The sequence below is a fragment of the Streptomyces sp. NPDC002004 genome (genome assembly GCF_053593975.1).
In genome coordinates, this window is record NZ_JBSFDP010000012.1 from 1 (window position 1) to 18,628 (window position 18,628).

General features: G+C 68.0%; 15 protein-coding genes and 3 pseudogenes. 6 read left to right on the forward strand and 12 right to left on the reverse strand.

Translation table 11 applies throughout. From position 1 onward, the window contains the following. Positions 1–269 precede the first annotated feature (269 nt). From ACWCP6_RS19480 to ACWCP6_RS19490, 3 genes and pseudogenes are all read right to left on the reverse strand, one after another. Entirely contained in the window at positions 270–803 is a 534-nt protein-coding gene (locus ACWCP6_RS19480; RefSeq protein ID WP_450933702.1) for a GNAT family N-acetyltransferase, read from the reverse strand. A gap of 724 nt (positions 804–1,527) precedes the next feature. Beyond that, complete coding sequence (locus ACWCP6_RS19485; RefSeq protein ID WP_450933881.1) at positions 1,528–2,022, reverse strand: NUDIX hydrolase; 495 nt, start codon at positions 2,020–2,022, stop codon at positions 1,528–1,530. Positions 2,023–2,079: 57 nt separating this feature from the next. Then, positions 2,080–2,463: pseudogene (locus tag ACWCP6_RS19490) on the reverse strand (YunG family protein); the annotation flags it as partial. A 736-nt stretch (positions 2,464–3,199) separates the two neighbouring features. On the opposite strand from ACWCP6_RS19490, the gene ACWCP6_RS19495 reads away from it, so the two are divergent. Both ACWCP6_RS19495 and ACWCP6_RS19500 read left to right on the forward strand, forming a co-directional pair. Next, positions 3,200–4,630 (forward strand): selenium-binding protein SBP56-related protein, encoded by a 1,431-nt coding sequence (locus ACWCP6_RS19495; RefSeq protein WP_450933703.1) that lies wholly within the window; start codon positions 3,200–3,202, stop codon positions 4,628–4,630. A 275-nt stretch (positions 4,631–4,905) separates the two neighbouring features. Beyond that, positions 4,906–5,682 (forward strand): hypothetical protein, encoded by a 777-nt coding sequence (locus ACWCP6_RS19500; protein ID WP_450933704.1) that lies wholly within the window; start codon positions 4,906–4,908, stop codon positions 5,680–5,682. Between the two features lie 200 nt (positions 5,683–5,882). Here the strand turns inward: ACWCP6_RS19500 and ACWCP6_RS19505 are convergent, their stop codons facing one another. Both ACWCP6_RS19505 and ACWCP6_RS19510 read right to left on the reverse strand, forming a co-directional pair. Beyond that, positions 5,883–6,107 (reverse strand): hypothetical protein, encoded by a 225-nt coding sequence (locus ACWCP6_RS19505; RefSeq protein WP_450933705.1) that lies wholly within the window; start codon positions 6,105–6,107, stop codon positions 5,883–5,885. 171 nt (positions 6,108–6,278) lie between these two features. Then, positions 6,279–7,025, reverse strand: coding sequence for an AraC family transcriptional regulator (locus tag ACWCP6_RS19510; protein WP_450933882.1), 747 nt, complete (start codon positions 7,023–7,025; stop codon positions 6,279–6,281). A 252-nt stretch (positions 7,026–7,277) separates the two neighbouring features. Here ACWCP6_RS19510 and ACWCP6_RS19515 point away from each other — a divergent pair, with 252 nt between their 5' ends. Then, the gene (locus ACWCP6_RS19515; RefSeq protein ID WP_450933706.1) at positions 7,278–7,988 is read left to right on the forward strand and encodes an alpha/beta fold hydrolase; all 711 of its coding nucleotides are present in this window, start codon (positions 7,278–7,280) and stop codon (positions 7,986–7,988) included. Positions 7,989–8,001: 13 nt separating this feature from the next. On the opposite strand, the pseudogene ACWCP6_RS19520 reads toward ACWCP6_RS19515, so the two are convergent. Next, positions 8,002–8,738 (reverse strand): annotated as a pseudogene (locus ACWCP6_RS19520) (transposase family protein). Between the two features lie 122 nt (positions 8,739–8,860). Beyond that, positions 8,861–9,385 carry a VOC family protein gene (locus ACWCP6_RS19525; RefSeq protein WP_450933707.1) on the reverse strand — a complete coding sequence of 175 codons (525 nt, stop codon included), beginning with the start codon at positions 9,383–9,385 and terminating at the stop codon, positions 8,861–8,863. 169 nt (positions 9,386–9,554) lie between these two features. On the opposite strand from ACWCP6_RS19525, the pseudogene ACWCP6_RS19530 reads away from it, so the two are divergent. Next, positions 9,555–9,839, forward strand: a pseudogene (locus ACWCP6_RS19530) (ISL3 family transposase); the annotation flags it as partial. A 149-nt stretch (positions 9,840–9,988) separates the two neighbouring features. Here the strand turns inward: ACWCP6_RS19530 and ACWCP6_RS19535 are convergent. The 5 genes from ACWCP6_RS19535 to ACWCP6_RS19555 form a co-directional block, all read right to left on the reverse strand. Then, the gene (locus tag ACWCP6_RS19535) at positions 9,989–10,510 is read right to left on the reverse strand and encodes a S26 family signal peptidase (protein WP_450933708.1); all 522 of its coding nucleotides are present in this window, start codon (positions 10,508–10,510) and stop codon (positions 9,989–9,991) included. Between the two features lie 12 nt (positions 10,511–10,522). Then, positions 10,523–12,283, reverse strand: a complete 1,761-nt coding sequence (locus ACWCP6_RS19540; RefSeq protein WP_450933709.1) for an ABC transporter ATP-binding protein — start codon at positions 12,281–12,283, stop codon at positions 10,523–10,525. 95 nt (positions 12,284–12,378) lie between these two features. After that, positions 12,379–12,930 (reverse strand): TlpA family protein disulfide reductase, encoded by a 552-nt coding sequence (locus tag ACWCP6_RS19545; protein ID WP_450933710.1) that lies wholly within the window; start codon positions 12,928–12,930, stop codon positions 12,379–12,381. Positions 12,931–12,932: 2 nt separating this feature from the next. Further along, positions 12,933–13,484, reverse strand: coding sequence for a MauE/DoxX family redox-associated membrane protein (locus ACWCP6_RS19550; RefSeq protein ID WP_450933711.1), 552 nt, complete (start codon positions 13,482–13,484; stop codon positions 12,933–12,935). Between the two features lie 130 nt (positions 13,485–13,614). Beyond that, entirely contained in the window at positions 13,615–13,815 is a 201-nt protein-coding gene (locus ACWCP6_RS19555; protein WP_450933712.1) for a hypothetical protein, read from the reverse strand. A gap of 311 nt (positions 13,816–14,126) precedes the next feature. Between ACWCP6_RS19555 and ACWCP6_RS19560 the strand changes: the two genes are divergently transcribed. Together ACWCP6_RS19560 and ACWCP6_RS19565 are read left to right on the forward strand one after the other, a co-directional pair. Continuing rightward, positions 14,127–18,086: an nSTAND1 domain-containing NTPase gene (locus ACWCP6_RS19560; protein WP_450933713.1), complete on the forward strand. Its 3,960-nt coding sequence runs from the start codon at positions 14,127–14,129 to the stop codon at positions 18,084–18,086. Next, positions 18,067–18,552, forward strand: a complete 486-nt coding sequence (locus tag ACWCP6_RS19565) for a DUF6193 family natural product biosynthesis protein (RefSeq protein ID WP_450933714.1) — start codon at positions 18,067–18,069, stop codon at positions 18,550–18,552. The genes ACWCP6_RS19560 and ACWCP6_RS19565 overlap by 20 nt, the downstream gene beginning before the upstream one ends. Positions 18,553–18,628 lie beyond the last annotated feature (76 nt).

Here is an 18,628-nt window from a genome sequence, read left to right on the forward strand (position 1 = left end):
GCCTCGAGTCCTCACAAGTCCGGCGCCGCTCCACGTTCATGCTTGGCGACCTGGTGCTGCCGCTCCCTGTCGTGGCGGTTGCCGAAGACGATGCGGCCAATCGGCAGAATGGCGAGCGTCAGGGCCAGGGACCAGACGTGTACCAGGGCATCGAGAGGTCCACGGCGACCTTGAGCAGCATCACGGGACCGGTGACGGAGCCGACCAGCCTCGGAACGCGGGTCGAAGGGTTGATCATCTGCCCTGTGGTGATCTACGGCTCGGCCGGTTCACGCCTGGAACTCGGTGAGATCGATGGCGTGAACGCGCAGCGGATAGCCGTACACCGGGTGCACCGTCTCTCGCTCCGGCACCATGCCGAGCTTGCGGATGACGTTCTCAGAAGCGTTGTCACCGACCCGGTTAATGCTGATGACGCGGTCGAGTCCGCGGTCCTGGAGAGCAAACTCCAGCGTGGCATGGGCGGCTTCGGATGCGTAGCCCTGACCCCAGAACTGTGAGCCGAGCCGCCAGCTGATCGCCACGGCGGGCAGTACCTCCGGCAGGAACTCGGGCACGGACAGACCCGTGAAGCCGGCCAGCTCTCCCGAAGCCAGTAGCTCGACGGCAAAGAGTCCGAAGCCTTCCTCGTCCCACTCCTCCTCCCACCGCTCGATGGCCTCTACCGTGTGGTCCAGGTCGCGCACCGAGCCGTCGTCGATCCAGCGCATGACCCGCGGGTCCGAGTTGATGTCCGCCATAGGCGCGAGGTCGTCGTCATGCCAGCGACGGAGGAGGAGACGGGGTGTATGGATCTCGGTCATGGCCCTCATCCTGCCGAAGGCAACGACCTCATCGGTAATCGGCGCTGGCCCATGCCGCCGCTCCGGGACGCAAAGCATCAAGCCGCCTGCCCCGCACGATGTGGTCGGCGTCTACGCAGTTCAGCGAATTCCGTCGGTTCTCCCACGTGGAGGACTCGCCGTTCCTAGGCCTGGCCGGTAACGGCTGACCTCTCGCAGCGAAGGTTGAGCATTGTCAGCGAAGTCTGGTGACCGAGAGGTTTTCTCAGCGAAGGTTGAGTGGCCGCTGAGGCCGGGGTGTCCGGGGAGACGTTGGGGGAGCCGTTACACGCGTACGGCGATCTAGCGCTCAGCGCCTTCGACCTGGACTTCTTCGACGGCGGACGGCGCTGCCGCACCGCTTTGGGCGCCGGATGGAACCTCCGCTTCGAGGACGTGCCGCCGGTACGCGGGTTCCGCTGGAACAAAGGCGACCGCAGCTTCCCCGGCTGGTACTACGCGGTGACCACCGGCGATCACGTGGGCTACGAGTCGAGGCTGGAGCGAGACCGGCTGATCCTGCTGGACTTCGACCCGAACGTGGTAGGGATCGCCTCCCAGCCGTTTTGGCTGCAGAGCCAAGCGGTCCTACAGGCGCAAGAAGGGCCAGATCATCCAGGACCGCTCACTCAACCTTCACTGAGAATCGCCGCGAACGGTCACCCATCAAAGGTCTGTGGTGGCAAAGAAAGGAGGACCAAGGCGATCAGACGATTCTCCGCTCCACGGCGGAGAAGTAGAGACTCAAAACATCACGGGTATCCGGAGTGAACAGGTTCTCCTGCATCGACCTGAGGAGCTCGGACTCCGACAGCCAGCCGTGCCACATCACTTCGCCCGGGTCAGGACACAGGTTGTCGGACAGGACAGCCTCGTGCACCGCAAGCCAATGGGGGCTGAGCCCGCTACGGTTCAGGAACTTCGCGATGAAGCGGACCGGCGCTCGAACACCCAGCTCCTCGGCCAGTTCGCGCGATGCGGCTTCCTCATAGGACTCGCTCGGGGCAACGGCACCGCCCAATCCCACCTCGTAGTGTCCCGGGAACCGATCGACGTGCTCGGAACGACGGTGCACGAGGATCCGGCCTTCCCGATCCCGGCATACCGTCACTGCAATCCGATGCAACCAGCCACGGCGAACGGCCTCGCCCCGGCCGACCACGGCCAAGACCTGGTCTTGCTCGTCCACACGCTCGACCATCTCATCCACGAGCTCCACACATGGCTGCCGAGGCACGGCCACAGAGGCGGATGCCTGCTGCCGATTGAGCTTCTCCAAGACCCGGTCGCGGAGAAGCTCATACTCCTCACGGAGCCTGCGCCACTCGTTCACGGGCGGAAGGGGGATGACAACGCCGCCAATGACAGTCTCCTCCGGCCCGAACTGCTCGCGGGTGAGATCCTCAATGCCCATACTCAGGCGGTTCCACCAGTGGTAGTCCACACGCTCTCCGTTGACGTGGACCTCCCCGCGGATCAGCTCGCCTCCCAGCAGGTCATTGAGCACCATGGCGGTCACCCCGCACTGGTCCCGAGCCGGATTGTCCTCGGTCCAGCGCGATCGGAACTCAGGCGTGCATGTCTCGGCACTCCAGCTGCTGCGAACGGCTCGTTCGATGTCGGAAAGGAGCAACGGCGTCATGCCCGTGATCCTGCCTGCAAGCACTGACAACGGCCTGAGGCGCTGCCGCGCAAGGCATCCGCTCAACCTTCGGTGAGAAACGCTTAACCTTCACTGCGACAGGTCAACGGCTACGTACTGTCGGACACTGTCGAACCGCTCAGGCGGAGGCGCATGTCGTGCAGCGCCCGTCGCCGTCTCGGCGGAGCGCGCCGGAGGGTTGGGCCCGGGGGCAGGTGCTGCACAGCGGCCGGCCGAGGCAGGCCGGGCAGAGGTCCTCGCAGGAGCGGTTCCGGGTACGCCGCAGCCGGCGCACTCGATGAGGGCTCGGTGGGTAAGGGCCTCGCTCACCCCTGCGCCGACGGCAGAGCTGGTCGACCGTAGCGGTGGATCGTCGCACGCGGGCGTGTCGTGGTGGCTGGCCACCACGGCGGGCGGGAGTAGGCCTGGGCGACTCGGAGGCGGGCAGCGACGATCGCGCCGGCCGTGGTCCGCACCGAGTTGGGCAGGGACGGTATCGGCGATCACGTGTAGCAACCGCGGCGCCGCCGCTCTCGGGCGTGCCGGAGACGAGACGAGCTGCACGCGGGACCGGTCCGCGCCCCCGCGCTGCCGGTTTGGCAGGGCTCCGGGGCTATGAAACGCTCGTTTTGTGGCATATCTGTCCGGCGTTTGCACATCGATCTCGAACGGGTGAGCCCGCTGCCTGTCGGGAGTCCCCGGGATCCAGGCTCCCGTTCGGGAGTTAGGAACAGCCATGAGGACGACTGAGCACGCTCACGACGGCGACGAGCACAGTGACCCCACCCTGTACCGCACTCCGGCGGATGCCGTCGCCGCGCCCCCGGAGAAGCTCGCCTATGTCGTCGGTTTCGACCCCACCGCACAGCGCGCGGACGCGTTGTTCACCGTCGACACCGACCCCGACTCCCCCGGATACGGCCGTGTGATCTCCCATGCCGAGCTGCCTGGCCTGGCCAACGAACTGCACCACTTCGGTTGGAACGCCTGCTCGAGCGCGCTGGCGCATGCCGGTCATCATCACGCTGCGCGGCGCTACCTCATCATTCCGGGACTGCGCTCCTCCCGGCTGCACGTCTTCGACACCGGCCCCGATCCCGGCCACCCGCGCCTGGTCAAGGTGGTCGAGGCCGAGGAGCTGGCCGCCAAGGCCGGATATTCGCGTCCGCACACGCTCCACTGCGGTCCCGACGGAGTGTTCCTGTCCTGCCTGGGCGGCGCGGACGGTGCGGACGGACCTGGCGGGGTCGCGCTGCTGGACCATGAAAGCTTCGAAGTGCTGCGTGCCTGGGAGAGCGACCGCGGACCGCAGCGGTTCGCCTACGACCTCTGGTGGCATCTGCGCCAGAACATCGCCGTGACCAGTGAGTGGGGCACCCCCTCGATGTTCGAGGACGGCCTCGTCCCCGAGATGCTGCTGGGACGCCAGTACGGTCACTCGCTGCACTTCTGGGAGCTGGACTCCGGCCGACACCTGCAGCGCATCGATCTGGGGGATGAGAACCAGATGGTGCTGGAGCTGCGTCCCGCGCACGACCCCGAGGCAACGTGGGGGTTCGCGCACTCCGTGGTCAACGTGGAGGACCTGTCGGCGTCGGTGTGGCTGTGGAACCGGGAGGGCGAGGACTTCGTGGTCCACAAGGTGATCACCATCCCTGCCGAGCCCGCGCAAACGCAGGACCTGCCCCCGGCGCTGCAGCCGTTCGGCGCCGTGCCCCCGTTGATCACCGACATCGACCTGTCGGTGGACGACCAGTGGCTGTACGTATCTGCCTGGGGAACCGGCGATCTGCACCAGTACGCCGTCAGCGACCCGTTCCATCCGAGGCAGACCGCGTCCGTGCGTCTTGGCGGCATCGTCAGCCAACAGCCGCATCCCGCCGAGCCGGATACTCCGCTGACCGGCGGAGCGCAGATGGTCGAGCTCAGCCGCGACGGGCGGCGCGTGTACCTGACGAACTCCTTGTACAGCGCCTGGGACGCGCAGTTCTATCCCGCGGGCATCGACCCGTGGATGGTCAAACTCGACGCCGACACCTCGCACGGCGGGCTCTCCGTCGACAGCCGTTTCTTCCCGCACAGCCCGGACTTCCTGGGTTTGCGCGTGCACCAGACGCGCCTGCAAGGCGGCGACGCGTCCTCGGATTCGTACTGCTACCGTCGCTGACCGCCTGTGCTCCCCCGTGAACCTGCTGAAGGTCGTGTTGTTCCGACTCGGCTCGGGGCCGCAGGCAGACTTCGAACTGGGCGCTGATCAGGCTGTTGCCAGGCCCGCTGTCCCGCGTCAGCAGGTGGCGCGTCACGCCTACGACGTCGGCTCAGCCCAGGTCCCGGCCCCCCGCCGACGCCATGTGCATGGCCTACTGCTCGCCCAGCAAGACCATCGAAGCCGGTTCGCCCGGGCACTGCACACGTACGCCCGCCCCTTTGGAGGGAGGGGACATGCACTCCGTGCTCTGCGCAGCAGGCGCGCACACTGACCACGGGACCGGGTGGCAGTGGCCCGACGCCGAAACGATGGTGGGCGTGATCCTGGTCGCTGTGGCCACGGTGGTGGGCGCCTGGCTCGCGCGGCGCGGAACCAACCGGTCTGCGCTTCTGCTGGCTGCCGCGTCAGGGATTTTGCTGATCATTGCGCTCCTCGATCTTCTGCCCGACGCGTGGGACGAGGCCCAGGAGGCCGGCCTGCCGCTGTGGGCGGTGCCGGTCACCACGCTCGCCTCGTACGGGGTGATGGGTGCCGTGGTCCGTATCGGCTGCCCGTGCGAGCCGGGTCGTGCGGGCGGCATCGGCGCGGCATCAGGGCTCGCGCTGCACCGCTTCCTGGAGGGGGCGACCTTGGCACTCACCGCCTCGGTCGCTGTGGTGGCAGCGCTCCTCGTTCACGCGGCCAGCGAGGGCCTGGCGCTCGCTGCTCTGCTGGGGGTCCAACCGAAGAGGCGAGTGGCTCCATGGATCGGGCTGGCCTGCTTGAGCCCAGCTGCGGGAGCCTTCGTGACGAGCGCTTTGCCCATTCCGGACGCCGTCATGCCGCTGCTGCTCGCCTTCGTTGGCGGCGTACTCGCGCAGGCGGCGTGGGTGGCGCTCAGGCTCGCCCATCAGCAGCAGCGGGGAGATCGGCGAATCCTCCGGGTCCCGGCTGGGATGACGATGGCTCTCGCGGCCGTCCTCACCGCACTCGTCGTCCTTGTCGGGGCGTTGACGTCCTCCCGCTCCTGAAGGGGGATTCCCCTATGAGGGAGTTCGGCCGGTTGCCCGGCCTACGGGTTCCTGCTTCACCGACCGCCTGGCTGCAGCCCTTGCGCTCATCGCCCGCGCCCTCCCCGACCTCACCCTCTATAACGCCATGTCTCGGAGGACCCGGCACGCGACGCGACGCGCGACCGCCCGTTGCGAGCGTCCGGGACAACCTGGGGCAACTACACCTCGCCAGTGGCGAACAGCTCGAGGTGCCCGCACTTGGGGCAGCGGAACGCCTCTATCTGCCGCCGGGGCCGGCCCATCCGCTTGGCACCCCCGAAAAGCCCCCGCTCCAACGCGCCCTCGATCCAGCGCGCGTATCCGCGCGAGTGCTCGCCGGCGTCCTCGATGAAACCCTCCACCAGACCGACGGAGCCGCAGTGGGTGCACGTGTAGTTGTTCATCCCATGAGTTTAGGGGCTGATCCCAGTCGAGCCTGATCGTGCGGTCCCGGCTCGTCGCGTGGTCGAGCCGATGGTTGGTGCCGGCGCTGTAGTTGTGCGGGAATCGCGAGGCACACAGGGGTCGTCCCCTGTCCGATCGCGGACCACATCGGCCCGGGGTACGACTACGAATCAGTCCGAGGACTTGACCACCGTCGGGAGTTGAGATGTGCGGGCGGTGGTCTGGCGACTGGTTCGGTAGCGGCCCGGGGTCGTTCCGATGATGTTGGTGAATGCTGCGATGAAGCTGCTGGGGCTGGCCCATCCGCAGGCGTAGGCCGTTTGGATGGTGTCGTGGCCGTCGGCGAGGAGGACGAGCGCGTGGTAGATGCGGAGCTGCGTGCGCCACTCGTAGAAGGTCATGCCGAGTTCGTTGCGGAGCAGTCGGCTGAGGGTGCGGGTGCTGGCTCCGATCCTCTTCCCCAATTCGGCGAGCGTGGCGTTGTCTGCCGGCTTCTCGTACAGCATGCGGGCAATGGCTTGCAGTCGGTCGTCCCGCGGCTCCGGCAGGTGCAGTGGCTGTTCGTGTGCTTCGTGGAGTTCATCGACGAGGACTCGAAGAAGGCGAGAGCGCGCGGAGCGGCTGTAGTCAGGAGCGGCGGCGTCGTAGTTGCGGGGGCCGGTCAGTGCGAGCAGGACCTCGCGCGCGAGGTCGGAGGCAAGGAACACGGCGGGATGGTCTGGTAGGAGCCGGGTGAGGGATGGCGCGAGAAAGACGATCCGCATATCGGTGTCGCCGTGGGCGCGGTGATGGTGCGTGAACTCGGCGGGGGTCCAGGCGACCCGGTTGGCAGGAACGATCGACGTGCCGCGCTCGGTGTGAACTGTCAAGACTCCGCTGGCTGCGTATACCAGGTGTCCCCGTGCGTGCGACTGCACTGCGCTGGTTTCGCCGGACGGCCAGAGGTGGCGCCCGCCAGACGGCCACACATGGGACGTCACACCGGCGATCAGGCAAGGTTGGCGGCGAACAGGCATCAGTTGGCATCCTATCGGTAGCAAGCCACACCTTGATCTGGGTGACACTGCCTCCATGCGGAGTGGTCTTCAGTCGCGCAGAGCGCCCGACGGAACCACATGTCATCGAGGCAGCGTGCCTCGATGCCGCGCTTGAGGGAGAAGGAGAAACGCATGGCGACGTTCGTCCTCGTGCCCGGCGGTTGGCACGGCTCCTGGTCGTTTGAGGCGGTGGTTCCGCTGCTGGAGCGTGCCGGTCATGCCGTTCACGCCCTGACCCTGACCGGTCTGCGGCCGGACGACGACAACATGACGGTCACGACCGCCAACCTCGACACGCACGCGGACGACGTATTGCGGCTTCTGGATCGCGCCCACATCACCAGCGCCACGCTGGTCGGCCACAGCTATGGCGGGATGGTGATCGCCGCCGCCGCCGATCGCGCTGGCGGCCGGATCTCACGACTGGTGCATCTCGACGCCTACGTACCGCGCGATGGCGAGTCGTGCTGGTCGTCAACGACCGAGCGTTACCGGGAAGTGTTCGCTGCCGGCGCTGCGGCCACCGGCTACGCCGTCCGACCACCGGACGGCGGCGATCCCCGCCGCCGTCCCCATCCCCTCGCCTCGTTCGTGCAAACGATCCGGCTCGCAGGCACGCTCGCCCAGGTCCCCCGTCGGGAGTTCATCTACTGCTCGGGATGGGAAGACCGGACGCCGTTCGCTGAACTCCGCACCCGACTCCAAGCCGATCCCGGGTGGCAGGTCCACGACCTCCCAACCGGCCACGACGCAATGCATGAAGCCCCGGAGGCGGTCGCTGCACTTCTGCTCGGCGAATGCATCGCCGATGCGTCGACGCAGAGACGACAGGCTTGCCATTGAGCCTTTTCCAACCTCACGTCGAGGTGTGGTGGAGGACGAGGGCAGCCTTCACGATGTTGGTGATCCGGTTGGTGCTGCACCGGATTTTGCGCAGCAGGCTCCAGCTCTTGAGGGGGCAATGGCGCGCTCGCCGAGGCAGCGGATCTTGGCATGGGTGGTGTTGTGGCGTCGCTTCCATGTTTTGAGGCGGCGGCTCCGGAACGGATTCGGACGGGCCGGTCGGCGCCTTGGTACGCCTTGTCTGCCCAGCATTTCAGTCCCACGGCGGCAAGGCGTCGGTGATCCCGTGGTTGCGGGCGGCGGTCAGATCGTGGGTCGAGCCGGGCAGCCCGGCAGACGCCCGGATCAGACGTCCGAGGGGTTCGGCGAGAACCTGCACGTTCATTCCATGCCGCTTGTGTTTCCCGGAGTAGTACGGAGTGTCGGCGGCGATCCGGTCGATCGGCAGCACGGTGCCGTCCAGGATTACAAATGCCTTCGCCGAGGCCGCCTTCATGGCCTCGGTCAAGGCCGCGCGAGGGCGGCCAGCACATCGACGGCCTCACGAATGTAGCGGTGGGTGTTCGCGGTCCCGATGCCGAATCCAGCCGCGAGCTGTGCGTAGGTATCGCCGCACCGCAGGTGAGCCAGCGCAAGGAACGCCTGGCGTGTTCCAGCGTGTACCGATCTCCGGCCGCCGGGAGATGAGTTGACCGGTCAGGTACCCCGGGTGCGGGTGGGCAGATCCATCGATGATGGATAGGCAAGCACGCGAAGCTCCTGGCGGCACGGGTGATCTTGGTTGAGGAAGCGCCCACCAGGAGCTTCGTTGTGTCTACGCACGGCTGTCGGCCCTCAACTCCCGCCGTCCGCAGTCAGGTCGGAAGTTGCTCTCAGTGGGTTGGGCGCTGCGGGGCGCTGGCCACCCCTGTCTTTCGGCCGCTGAGCGCGGCGTCCAGAGTCTCCTGGGCCGTGCGCATCGCCTCGGCATACTTCGGCTCGGACATTCGCTGCCAGGCAAGGTCCGGTGCGATGTCTTCGACCCTGCTCATCACCCACCAAATGTTGCCGAACGGGTCCCGCACCCTGCCGCCGCGATCCCCCCACGCACTGTCGGCAGCCTCGGTGATCACCTGTGCCCCGTGCGCAACAGCAGCGGCCATTGCGGCGTCCGCGTCCGTGACATAGACCCGCAACAGCGAAGGCATCACCGGCCAGTCGGACCGTCGGTCGAAGGCCAGCACCACCGTGTCGCCGACTCGGATCTCGCCGTGGCCGATGGTGCCGTCCTCGACCGGCACCCGTGCGATCTCTTCGCCGTCGAACGCGACGGTGATGAAGTCGAGCAGTGCGCCGGTGTCGTCGGTGACGACCCACGGTGCAACGCTGGTGTAGCCCTCGGGTGCAGTCTGACTCATCGGTGTTGTCCCCTCCTGCGGTTCTTCGTGATGTGACGACACTAGGGATCAATTAGGACAGTTCCCTTCCTAGTTGAGCCCGAAATCAGCACGACCTCGTCAGCGCCCTGGTCAAGGCCGTCCTCCCTCTCGAACCTTCGCACTGAGGATGAGAAAGGCTCATGACCTGGTCGCGATCCGTCGTTACCGCTGCACCGGTTGCGGACATGCGTGGCGCCAGGACACCAGCGGGCGGCCGAGCCACGCGCGATGCTCGCGGCGCGGGCTGCGATGGGCGCTGGAAGGCATCGTCGTGCAGCACCTGACCGTGGCCCGGGTCGCGCAAGGGCTCGGTGTGGGGTGGAACACCGCGAACGAAGCAGTGCTGCCCGAAGGCAAGCGCACGCTGATCGACAAGAAGGGCCGGTTTGATTCACTTGGGTACAAGGGGAGTTGGCCACACGCCGCCGAAGGTGCGGCCAACGCTCCCTCCGTCTCGGCAAAGGCGCCGGCCTTGCGTAGGTAGCCAAGGCGCTCGGCGAGCTCATCGTTACTGGATGCGTGCCTCAGCGGGAGACGCACTTCGCCCGGCACCCTTTCCAGCACGGTGGCTCCCCATGTACCTCACCGGCGGCGTTCGAGCCTGCGGATCACCACTCCGAGGATGTCACCCCGTTCGACGTAGCCGGTGTGGCGGGAGTCGTGGCTGTGAGCGGCGTTGTCGCCGAGGACCACGAACCGGTCCCGCGGTACGGGCTTACCGGCCTCAGCGATGAGGGCGGGCCCCAGACCCCTGGGAACCGGGTCGCCGGGGCCTGCCACGACGCGCTTGATCATCCAGCTTCGGGCACCTGTCGGCTCGCCGGCCGACCGATGAGGCCCGGCGCTCGTCACCGCAAGCTCTCCCTGCGGGGCACCGGAGGGCGGTCGCCACGTCGCGACGACGACGCCGCCCCGCTCGATGCCGGTGCCCCCACCGCGGCTGAGCCGCCGGACCAGCACCCGGTCGCCGCTTCGATAGGCCGGTTCCATGCTGGCACCGGCGATGGTGATCACCGCGAAGGAGCGCCGTGCCAGCAGTACGCCCACCAGGGGCGTCCCCACTGCGAGGGCGAACGGAAACAGCCATCGGCCGGATGGGCGCATGAGTGCACCTCCTCAGGTGTCGACGACGGTGACCGGGACTCCGGTCCGGTAGCCGTTGGCCTGCATCGCGAACAGCCGGGCGTAGGCCCCGCCGGCCCGGGTGAGCTGATCGTGAGTGCCCTGTTCGACGATCCGGCCGTTCTCGAGCACCACCAGCAGGTCGGCGTCACGGAGCGCGCCGAGCCGGTGCGAGATCAGCAGACTGGTGCGGCCTGCACGGTGGTCGCGCAGACGCAGATGGATCTCGTGCTCGGCCTCGGCGTCGAGCCCGGAGCTGGGCTCGTCGAGGATCAGGAGGTCGGCGTGGTCCCGGAGGAACGACCGGGCCAGGGCGAGGCGCTGCCACTGCCCGCCGGACAGGACGGTGCCGGTGCCCGGGTCGTCCTTGTCTTCCTCGGAGAAGAAGGTCCGGCTCAGCATGGTGCGGTAGCCGTCGGGCAGGCCGGCTATGGAGTCGTGCATCCCGGACAGGCGCGCGGCGCGTTCGATGTTGTCCTGCTGCGTCAGCTGGTCGAGGTCGCCGAGCCCGATGTTCTCGCCCGCGGTGAGGTCGTACTCCATGTAGTCCTGGAAGGTGGCCCCGATGTGCCCGCGCATCTCGGCGGGGTGGAACGCCCGCAGGTCGGTCCCGTCCCACAGGATCTGGCCGCGGTCGGGGTCGTAGAGCCGGCACAGGAGCTTGACCAGCGTCGTCTTTCCCGCTCCGTTGAGCCCCACCAGCCCGACGGAGCTGCCCGCAGGAATCCTGAGGTTCACCCCGCGTAGTACCCAGGGGTGTTCCGGGCTGTAGCGGAACCAGACGTCACGCAGTTCGATGCCCTTGCGGAGAGGGGGCACCGGCCGGGGGCGGGTGGTGACCGGCAAGTCGTCCTTCGCGTCCCTGATCGCGACGTAGTGGTCGAAGAGCAGGAGTGCCTGGTGGCCGCCGGCGATCTCGTTGGCCAGTCCGGCGAGTGCCGTCTGCACGGCGGGCAGCGCGGCCACCAGCAGTGAGACGCCGCCGATGCTGATGCGGCCCTGCTCCGCGGCGCGGACCGCCCACAAGAGGCCGAGGCCGGCAACCACGGCCGCGAGCACCCCGAGACCGAACTGGATCATCAGTTCCTGACGGTCCACCGCCTGCCTGGCCGCGTTGGCCTTACGGCGTTCGGCGAGCATCCGCCCGCGCAGGAAGCCGCCGATGCCCAGCAGTCGTATCTCCTTCGCGGCCTGCGTGCTGGTCAGCAGTTGGAGGTAGAACAGCTCCCGGCGTTCGGCGGGACCGATGTCCCACAACATCGCCGCGCGACGACGGCTCATCATCAGTTCACCGAGGAGTACCGGCACACCGGAAAGAATCACGGCGGTTGCCAGCAGCGGGCTCAGCACGACCAGCGATCCGAGGAATCCGCCGATGGTGAGCGTCGCGCGCAGGACCCCGAGCGCGTTGTTGACCGCTTGGGTCGGCATGAGGCCCCCGGCCTGCTGGGCCAGTCGCAGCCGATCCAGGAATCGCGGGTCCTCGAATCTGCTCAGGCCGGTCAGGGAGTCCACGGACCGGTAGAGGGAGTCCTGGGCGCGCAGTCCGGCCGCGCGCTGCGTCTGAGCCTGGGCGTACTGGAGGATGTGCGACACCGCCGCGGCTGCGATTCCCGCCGCGGCGAGCAGTCCGGTCGGCACGAGGAGCGTGTGGAGCCCGCTGCCGGCGGCCAGCCGGTCCAGTACCGCCCGTACCGTCCATGCGGACGCGATGGGCAGGACCGCGCCGAGGGCGGTGAGGAGCGTAAGCGCCACGAGATGCCAGGGCGCTGCCCTGCAGGCAAGCCCGGTCGCCGCACGGAAGACGCGGGCCAGCCGCCGCAGCCCCGGCGACGATGCCTCTGCCGTCCTCATCGGGCCGCGGGGTCGGGTGTCGGCAGGACGTGTTCGCCCACCGCCTCCACCACGAGTTCGTCACCGACGGCGCGCACCCGGCACATGACGGGGAAGGCGCGGGCCGCGAACGCTTCGGTCACGGGACCCGTGCCGGGTTCGTGTACGACCCTGGCGACCGGCCCCAGCTCCTTGAACATCTGCTCGGTCTCCGCATCCCCGTCCATCCCGCCCGCGACGACGGCAACGGCCCCGTTCTCAGGAACCGCCCCCAGCGCGGCCACCACCTGCGGCAGCTGCGCGTGGCACGGAGGACAACCGGGAGACAGGAACACCACGACGGTCCCGGTGCCGAGATCGCGGCTGCGCAGGGGGCGGCCGTCGACGGTCCGGGTCTCGAACGCCCCGACGATCCCGCCGGGGGGAAGCATCCCCTCATCGGCGAACCTGTCCGCGGACATGTGCGGGGCCTGCTGCGCGCGCAGTCTTCTGATCAGCCCCACGGTCATGAGGAGGTCGAGCAGGCACAGCGCGCCGACAAGCACGACGGCCGCGATGAGATACGGCATGATCACTTCTGCCCTTTCCGTACGGCAACCGGGATGGAGTCGCGCAGCGCCTCGGAGACGTCCTCGAGGACGGTCACCAGGACGCCCAGGACGAGGCCGATGCCAACGCCCGTCGCGAGGGCGCCCGGTGCTCCTGGCAGGCCATGGAACGTCCCGACGGCACCGGTCACCGCCACGGCGATCAGGAAGCCGTTGCGAACGAGGTGGACGGGACCCGTGCTGCTCGTGGACGCCCCGAAACAGCGGCACGGCACCCGCACACCGCGATGGAGCGACGCCCCGATCGCGAGGGTGAACGCCGCGAGCAAGCAACCGGCCAGCGCGAAGCCCGCGATCGCGGCCGGCCCCGGCAGCAACAGCAGGACGACTGCCGCCGCCTCGGCCCCGGTCACCAGGCGGGCCGCGGCGCGTCCCCTGCGCGGGGGCAGCACGGCGAACTGCTCGACGGAGCGCACGAACGCCGCGAAGGACTGCGCACTGCCGATCTTGCTCACCACCGCGACCGTGAAGACGACCACGAGCAGGATCCGGCAGGACATTGCAGCCAGCTCCATGTCGAGGGACTCCCTCCCGTCGTGCCGATAGAAGTAAGAGGTTCAGGGACGCCGGTGGCCCCTTGACCTGGGAGGCCACCGACGCCCCTACTGCTCCGGCGGAGGCCGAAGACTTGATGGGCGACCGGTGTCAGCAGCCGCAGTGGCCGTACGCCCAGTACCAGCTGCCGTCGGTGCAGGCCATCCGGTAGTGGGTGTAGTTGGGCTTGTTCGCGCAGCTGCCCGGGACGCACTGCGAGCCAACCTGCCGGCACGACACCGCGTGAGCTGTCGCTCCGGGTACCACCCGCTCCATCAGGCGATCGGCAATCGCCTGCACGACCTTGGTCATCTCTGACTCCTTCTTCTCTCCCAGCAGGGGTCGTCCTGATTGACGGGGTATGTGCTGCTGATCGGCATCGGCCAACATCGCTGCACGCCGACCCGATCCGGCACTCCCCCGGAACCCGAACCCCACGACCGTCCGGCGGTTCGTCGCCCGGACGGCTGGGGCTCGCAATGTCGAGTTCAGCGGTCGGCGCATTGTTCGGCAGGGCTGTTCCGACGGCCAAACAATGGCCGAACGCGAGCTTTCCGGGAGTGGTGGCGATGCCTAGCGTGACCGCTGGCCTGGTGCGGGGGCGGCCTACAGGGGGCGGGAGCATGGCGGGGCGTCGTGAGGTGCCGGTGGATCCGGAGTCCGGTCCGGTGCAACGGTTCGCCTTCGAGCTGCGCAAGCTGCGTACCGAAGCGGGCGGGATCACCTACCGGGCGCTGGCGCAGCGGGCCGGTTACTCGATCACGACGCTGTCCCAGGCAGCCGGCGGTGAGCACTTGCCGACGCTGCCGGTGGTGTTGGCCTACGCGGCAGCGTGTGGGGGCGACCCGTCGGAGTGGGAGGCCCGGTGGAAGGAGGCCGTTGAGGAGGTTGCCGCCTCGGGCCCTGAGGATGACGGGGAGATCGCGGAGCCGCCGTACAAGGGGTTGGCGCGGTTCGAGACCGGGGACAACAGCCTCTTCTTCGGACGCGACCGGCTCACTAGCGACCTTCTTGACCTCCTGCGCCAACGACGCTTCACGGCCGTGTTCGGCCCTTCCGGCAGCGGCAAGTCCTCCCTGCTGCGCGCCGGGCTGATCCCGGCCCTCCAGCGCACCCAGGGCGCTGGGCTGCGCCCGGCCGCGATCCGCATCCTGACCCCCGGTGAGTGGCCGGCCCGCACCCACGCCCCCCTCCTCACGCCCAGCGACGCCGGACCCGGCGCGGACACGTTTGTGGTCGTCGACCAGTTCGAGGAGATCTTCACTCTCTGCCAGGACCCCGCGGAACGCGCCCGCTTCATCGGCCTGCTGCTGGCCGCCCGTCAGCCCCAGCACCGATTACGGGTTCTCATCGCCGTACGAGCGGACTTCTACGGCCACTGTGCCGAACACCGCGACCTGGCCGACGCCCTGCGTGATGCGAACCTGCTGGCCGGTCCCATGACCCCGGCCGAACTGCGCGAGGCCATCGTCAAACCGGCCAACGCGGCCGGCCTCACCGTGGAACGAGCCCTCACCGCCCGCCTCGTCGAGGAAGCCGCCGACGCACCGGGCGGGCTGCCGCTGCTGTCGCACGTGCTGCTGGAGACCTGGCGCCGCCGCCGCGGCAAAACGCTCACCACAGCCGGCTACGACGCAACCGGTGGTCTCGCAGGCGCCATCGCCAAGACCGCCGAAGACGTCTACAGCCGATTCAGCGACAACCAGGCGGCGACTGCACGACGTCTCCTGCTGCGCCTGGTCACTCCCGGCGACGGCACCCCCGACACCCGAAGACCCACCGAGCATGCCGAACTGCAGGACGTCGGAGGGCAGGAGACCGCCCAGGTCCTGGAAGCCCTCACTCGTGCACGGCTACTCACCCTCGACGACAACACGGTCGACCTCGCCCACGAAGCCCTCATCACCGCCTGGCCCCGCCTACGGAACTGGATCGACCAAGACCGCGAACGCCTGCGCGCACACCGCGAACTGACCGACGCGTCCCGCGCCTGGGAAGAACTCGACCGCGACCCAGGCGCTCTGTACCGGGGCAGCCGCCTCAACGCGGCCGAGGAACACTTCGGCCCCGAGCACTCCGCCGACCTCACCGGACTGGAGAGCGCCTTCCTCACCACCAGCCTCACCGAACGGCAGCGGGAGCAACACACCGCCGCACGCACCACGCGTCGCCTGCGCCGACTGATGGCGGGCCTGTCCGCCGTGGTGATGCTCGCCCTGGTCGCCGGGACGATCGCATGGCGGCAGAGCGAGTCGGAGAAGCAGGAACGGCTGCGTACCGAGGCCCGTCGCGTGGCTGCACTGGCGGAGAGCCTTCGCGCGGAAGATCCCGCAACGGCCATGCGGCTGAGCGTTGCCTCGTGGAAACTGGCCGACCTCCCCGAGACCCGCTCCGCGCTGCTGAGCGCTGCAGTGCAGAAGGAGCAGGACTCCTTCACCGATCCGGACACCGATTCGGCCACGGCGCGATATCTCAGTTCGGACGGACGTACCTTCATCAGTGTCGGCGCCAAGCAGGTGACGACCTGGGACGTACGTACCCATCGCAGGACCGCTTCGTACCCAGGGCTGGGCCCCAACCTTGCGCAGGCAGGAGTCATCACCCCCGACGCCCGGGAACTCACCCTCGTGCGGGGCGACGGTGAAGTGCGGATGTGGGATGTACCGGCGGGCCGTGTGGAAGGGGGGCGCACGCCGGCCGACGACGGAGCGGAGATCAGTCCCAGTGGTCGCACGCTAGTTCTGTACCGGACCGCAGGACCGCAGGCTACCGTCCAGCTCCGGGACATGAAGACCCGGCGGGTCCTGCTGGAGCGCCGCATGGACGACCGCCTGCCCGAAGTCGGTCCCGGCACTCTGTACAACATCGCGGACTGGGTCATGCAACGGGTTAACCGGCAACGGGCGATGAAAGGCTACCCGCTGCCCGACGTCCAGGTGAGCGCGGATGACAGCCTGATGGCACTGTGCCTGCCCGGCGCCCGACTGCAGCTCTGGGACATCAGCCGGCGACGGCAATTGCCCACCCCTTGGGCACCGGTGACCACGGCGCGCAACTGCTTGGAAGAAGACTTCCAGTTCACTCCCGACAGCCGGCGCCTGGTCCGACGCGGCCCCGCAGGAACCCGCACCTGGCAGATCGCCTCCGGCCGGGAACTGCCCGCGATCAGGCATGGAGGGCTGAGAGACCTGGCATTCAGCAGGGATGGCGCGTTCATGGCGGCAAGCGACGCCGACGAGATCCTGCTGTGGCGAACCGCCGCTCCCGCGGCACCCATCCTGCGCTATGCAATCTCCGACGAGGTGGTCGGCGAACTCAGGCTGGACATGGAGCAACAGCGGATCCGCTACTTCGCGGGCCGGTCCCAGACCGTGGTGCGCTCCCTTTCCCTGGACGCAGCCGTGAACTCCCCCTGGCAGAGCAGACCCGCCGTGGCGGCTTCCTTCAGCCCCGATGCGAGCACACTCGCCTTCGCCCGCCAGGACCCCCGCACCGGCCAGGCTCGCATCCAGCTGCGCGGCATCCGCGGCGGTCGGCACCTGACCGACCCACCGCCTGCCAACTGTCCGCCGGGGCCGAAGACCCCTGTCCCCTGCCCGGTGCACATGGCTTTCCGCCACGACGGACGCATCCTTGCCTACGGTGTCAGCAATCCATCGTCTTCCGTGCCACCGGAGAAGCTGTTCCTGTGGGACGTTCCGACCCGCCGCACGACCGGTTCGCTGACCGTCACACGGACCGACCCAAAAATCCCGGGTGCACCTGCAAACTCAGTCAATGGCATCACCTTCTCCCCGGATGGGACATCTCTACTGACCTCACGGGCGCCGGAGGACGAAGACATCGAATACTGGAATGTGCGCAGCGACGCCATGACCCGAGAAATCCACGGCATCGGCGGCGAACACCTCGTGGTGAAACCCGGCGGCCGCACCCTCGCCACCAACCACGGACAGTTTCTGGACCTGCAGACGGGCCGGATCGCACGCCGCTCATTCACCTCGGGTTATACGACCGCGCTGGCGTACAGTCCGGACGGCAAGTACCTGGCTGCAGGAGACGAGTCCGGCGGGGTAACCATCTGGGACGGCAATGCCCGCCAGCCCCTGGGTGTCCTTCCTCCACCCAAGATCCACGATGGACAGTCCAGACGCGTGTCAGCCCTGGCATTCACGCCGGACGGGCGCACACTGGCCGCAGGAGGCATGGACGGCACACTGCGGCTGTGGGACGTGAACTCCAGCACTCCCCTCGGCTCCGCCCTTCCCACCGCGGGCACAGGTGTCCTCGCCCTGACCTTCAGCCCTGACAACACAACCCTGTACGCGGCAGGCGCGAACGTACTTCTCCAGACGTTCCACATTTCCATGGATCAGGCAGCAGCCCGAGCATGCGAACGTGCCGGCGCAGGCCTCACCCCGGGCGAATGGCGGGCGCACATCCACAGCATCGGCTACCGGCAGATCTGCCCTCGCGAGCGCGCGACGACGTCGAGATACGCATTCTCACCCGGCCGTGATCTTCGTTATCAGAGCACCGGTTTCGGGCAACGGCCGCGACACTATGACAGTGGACGCGAATGACGAGACCTGCGATCAACAGTTGCCCCTGCCTCCAAGGCCAGTTCTGCCAGACATAGCTGCAGCACGCAGTCGCGGGCCAGCTGATGTTGTCGAGGCCCATTGGCAGTCCTTGCGACTCAGCTGGCAGTGGAAGCATGCAGTGCACCAGATCCGCTCGCCCGGGCGACCTTATCCGGGCATCGTTCCGTTGCTGGAGGCTGCTGCCGCTCAACCACGACTCCGACGGCGCTATCCGTTCACCAGCCACTTCGCCCTGCTCTTCAGCAGTTCCACCAGCTACCCCTGGACTGTGCAGGCCGGATCGATCGAGCCCCTGGACAACGGACGGTTCAAGGTTCGCCGGCGCAGTCCTTTCTCCGTGATCGGCGAAGTCGAGACCGCCGAAGAGGCTGTGGCCCTTGTGGTTGAACTCCTGCCCACAGGCCCAGAGCCCGTCATCACCGCCTCCGCGGACGAGCACATGTGACGGTGTGTGGCCACGCCCGTCGATATCAGCACCCCGCGGCCTCTACGAGATCATTGACGATAGAGCGACCAGAGCC

Bases quoted from the DNA above. Each gene is read 5' to 3' on its own strand.
- ACWCP6_RS19535 (WP_450933708.1), bottom strand. From the start codon at position 10,510: ATGCGCCCATCCGGCCGATGGCTGTTTCCGTTCGCCCTCGCAGTGGGG.
- ACWCP6_RS19480 (WP_450933702.1), bottom strand. From the start codon at position 803: ATGACCGAGATCCATACACCCCGTCTCCTCCTCCGTCGCTGGCATGAC.
- ACWCP6_RS19565 (WP_450933714.1), top strand. From the start codon at position 18,067: ATGACAGTGGACGCGAATGACGAGACCTGCGATCAACAGTTGCCCCTG.
- ACWCP6_RS19515 (WP_450933706.1), top strand. From the start codon at position 7,278: ATGGCGACGTTCGTCCTCGTGCCCGGCGGTTGGCACGGCTCCTGGTCG.
- ACWCP6_RS19555 (WP_450933712.1), bottom strand. From the start codon at position 13,815: ATGACCAAGGTCGTGCAGGCGATTGCCGATCGCCTGATGGAGCGGGTG.
- ACWCP6_RS19545 (WP_450933710.1), bottom strand. From the start codon at position 12,930: ATGCCGTATCTCATCGCGGCCGTCGTGCTTGTCGGCGCGCTGTGCCTG.
- ACWCP6_RS19485 (WP_450933881.1), bottom strand. From the start codon at position 2,022: ATGGTCGAGCGTGTGGACGAGCAAGACCAGGTCTTGGCCGTGGTCGGC.
- ACWCP6_RS19495 (WP_450933703.1), top strand. From the start codon at position 3,200: ATGAGGACGACTGAGCACGCTCACGACGGCGACGAGCACAGTGACCCC.
- ACWCP6_RS19500 (WP_450933704.1), top strand. From the start codon at position 4,906: ATGCACTCCGTGCTCTGCGCAGCAGGCGCGCACACTGACCACGGGACC.
- ACWCP6_RS19550 (WP_450933711.1), bottom strand. From the start codon at position 13,484: ATGGAGCTGGCTGCAATGTCCTGCCGGATCCTGCTCGTGGTCGTCTTC.
- ACWCP6_RS19505 (WP_450933705.1), bottom strand. From the start codon at position 6,107: ATGAACAACTACACGTGCACCCACTGCGGCTCCGTCGGTCTGGTGGAG.
- ACWCP6_RS19525 (WP_450933707.1), bottom strand. From the start codon at position 9,385: ATGAGTCAGACTGCACCCGAGGGCTACACCAGCGTTGCACCGTGGGTC.
- ACWCP6_RS19560 (WP_450933713.1), top strand. From the start codon at position 14,127: ATGGCGGGGCGTCGTGAGGTGCCGGTGGATCCGGAGTCCGGTCCGGTG.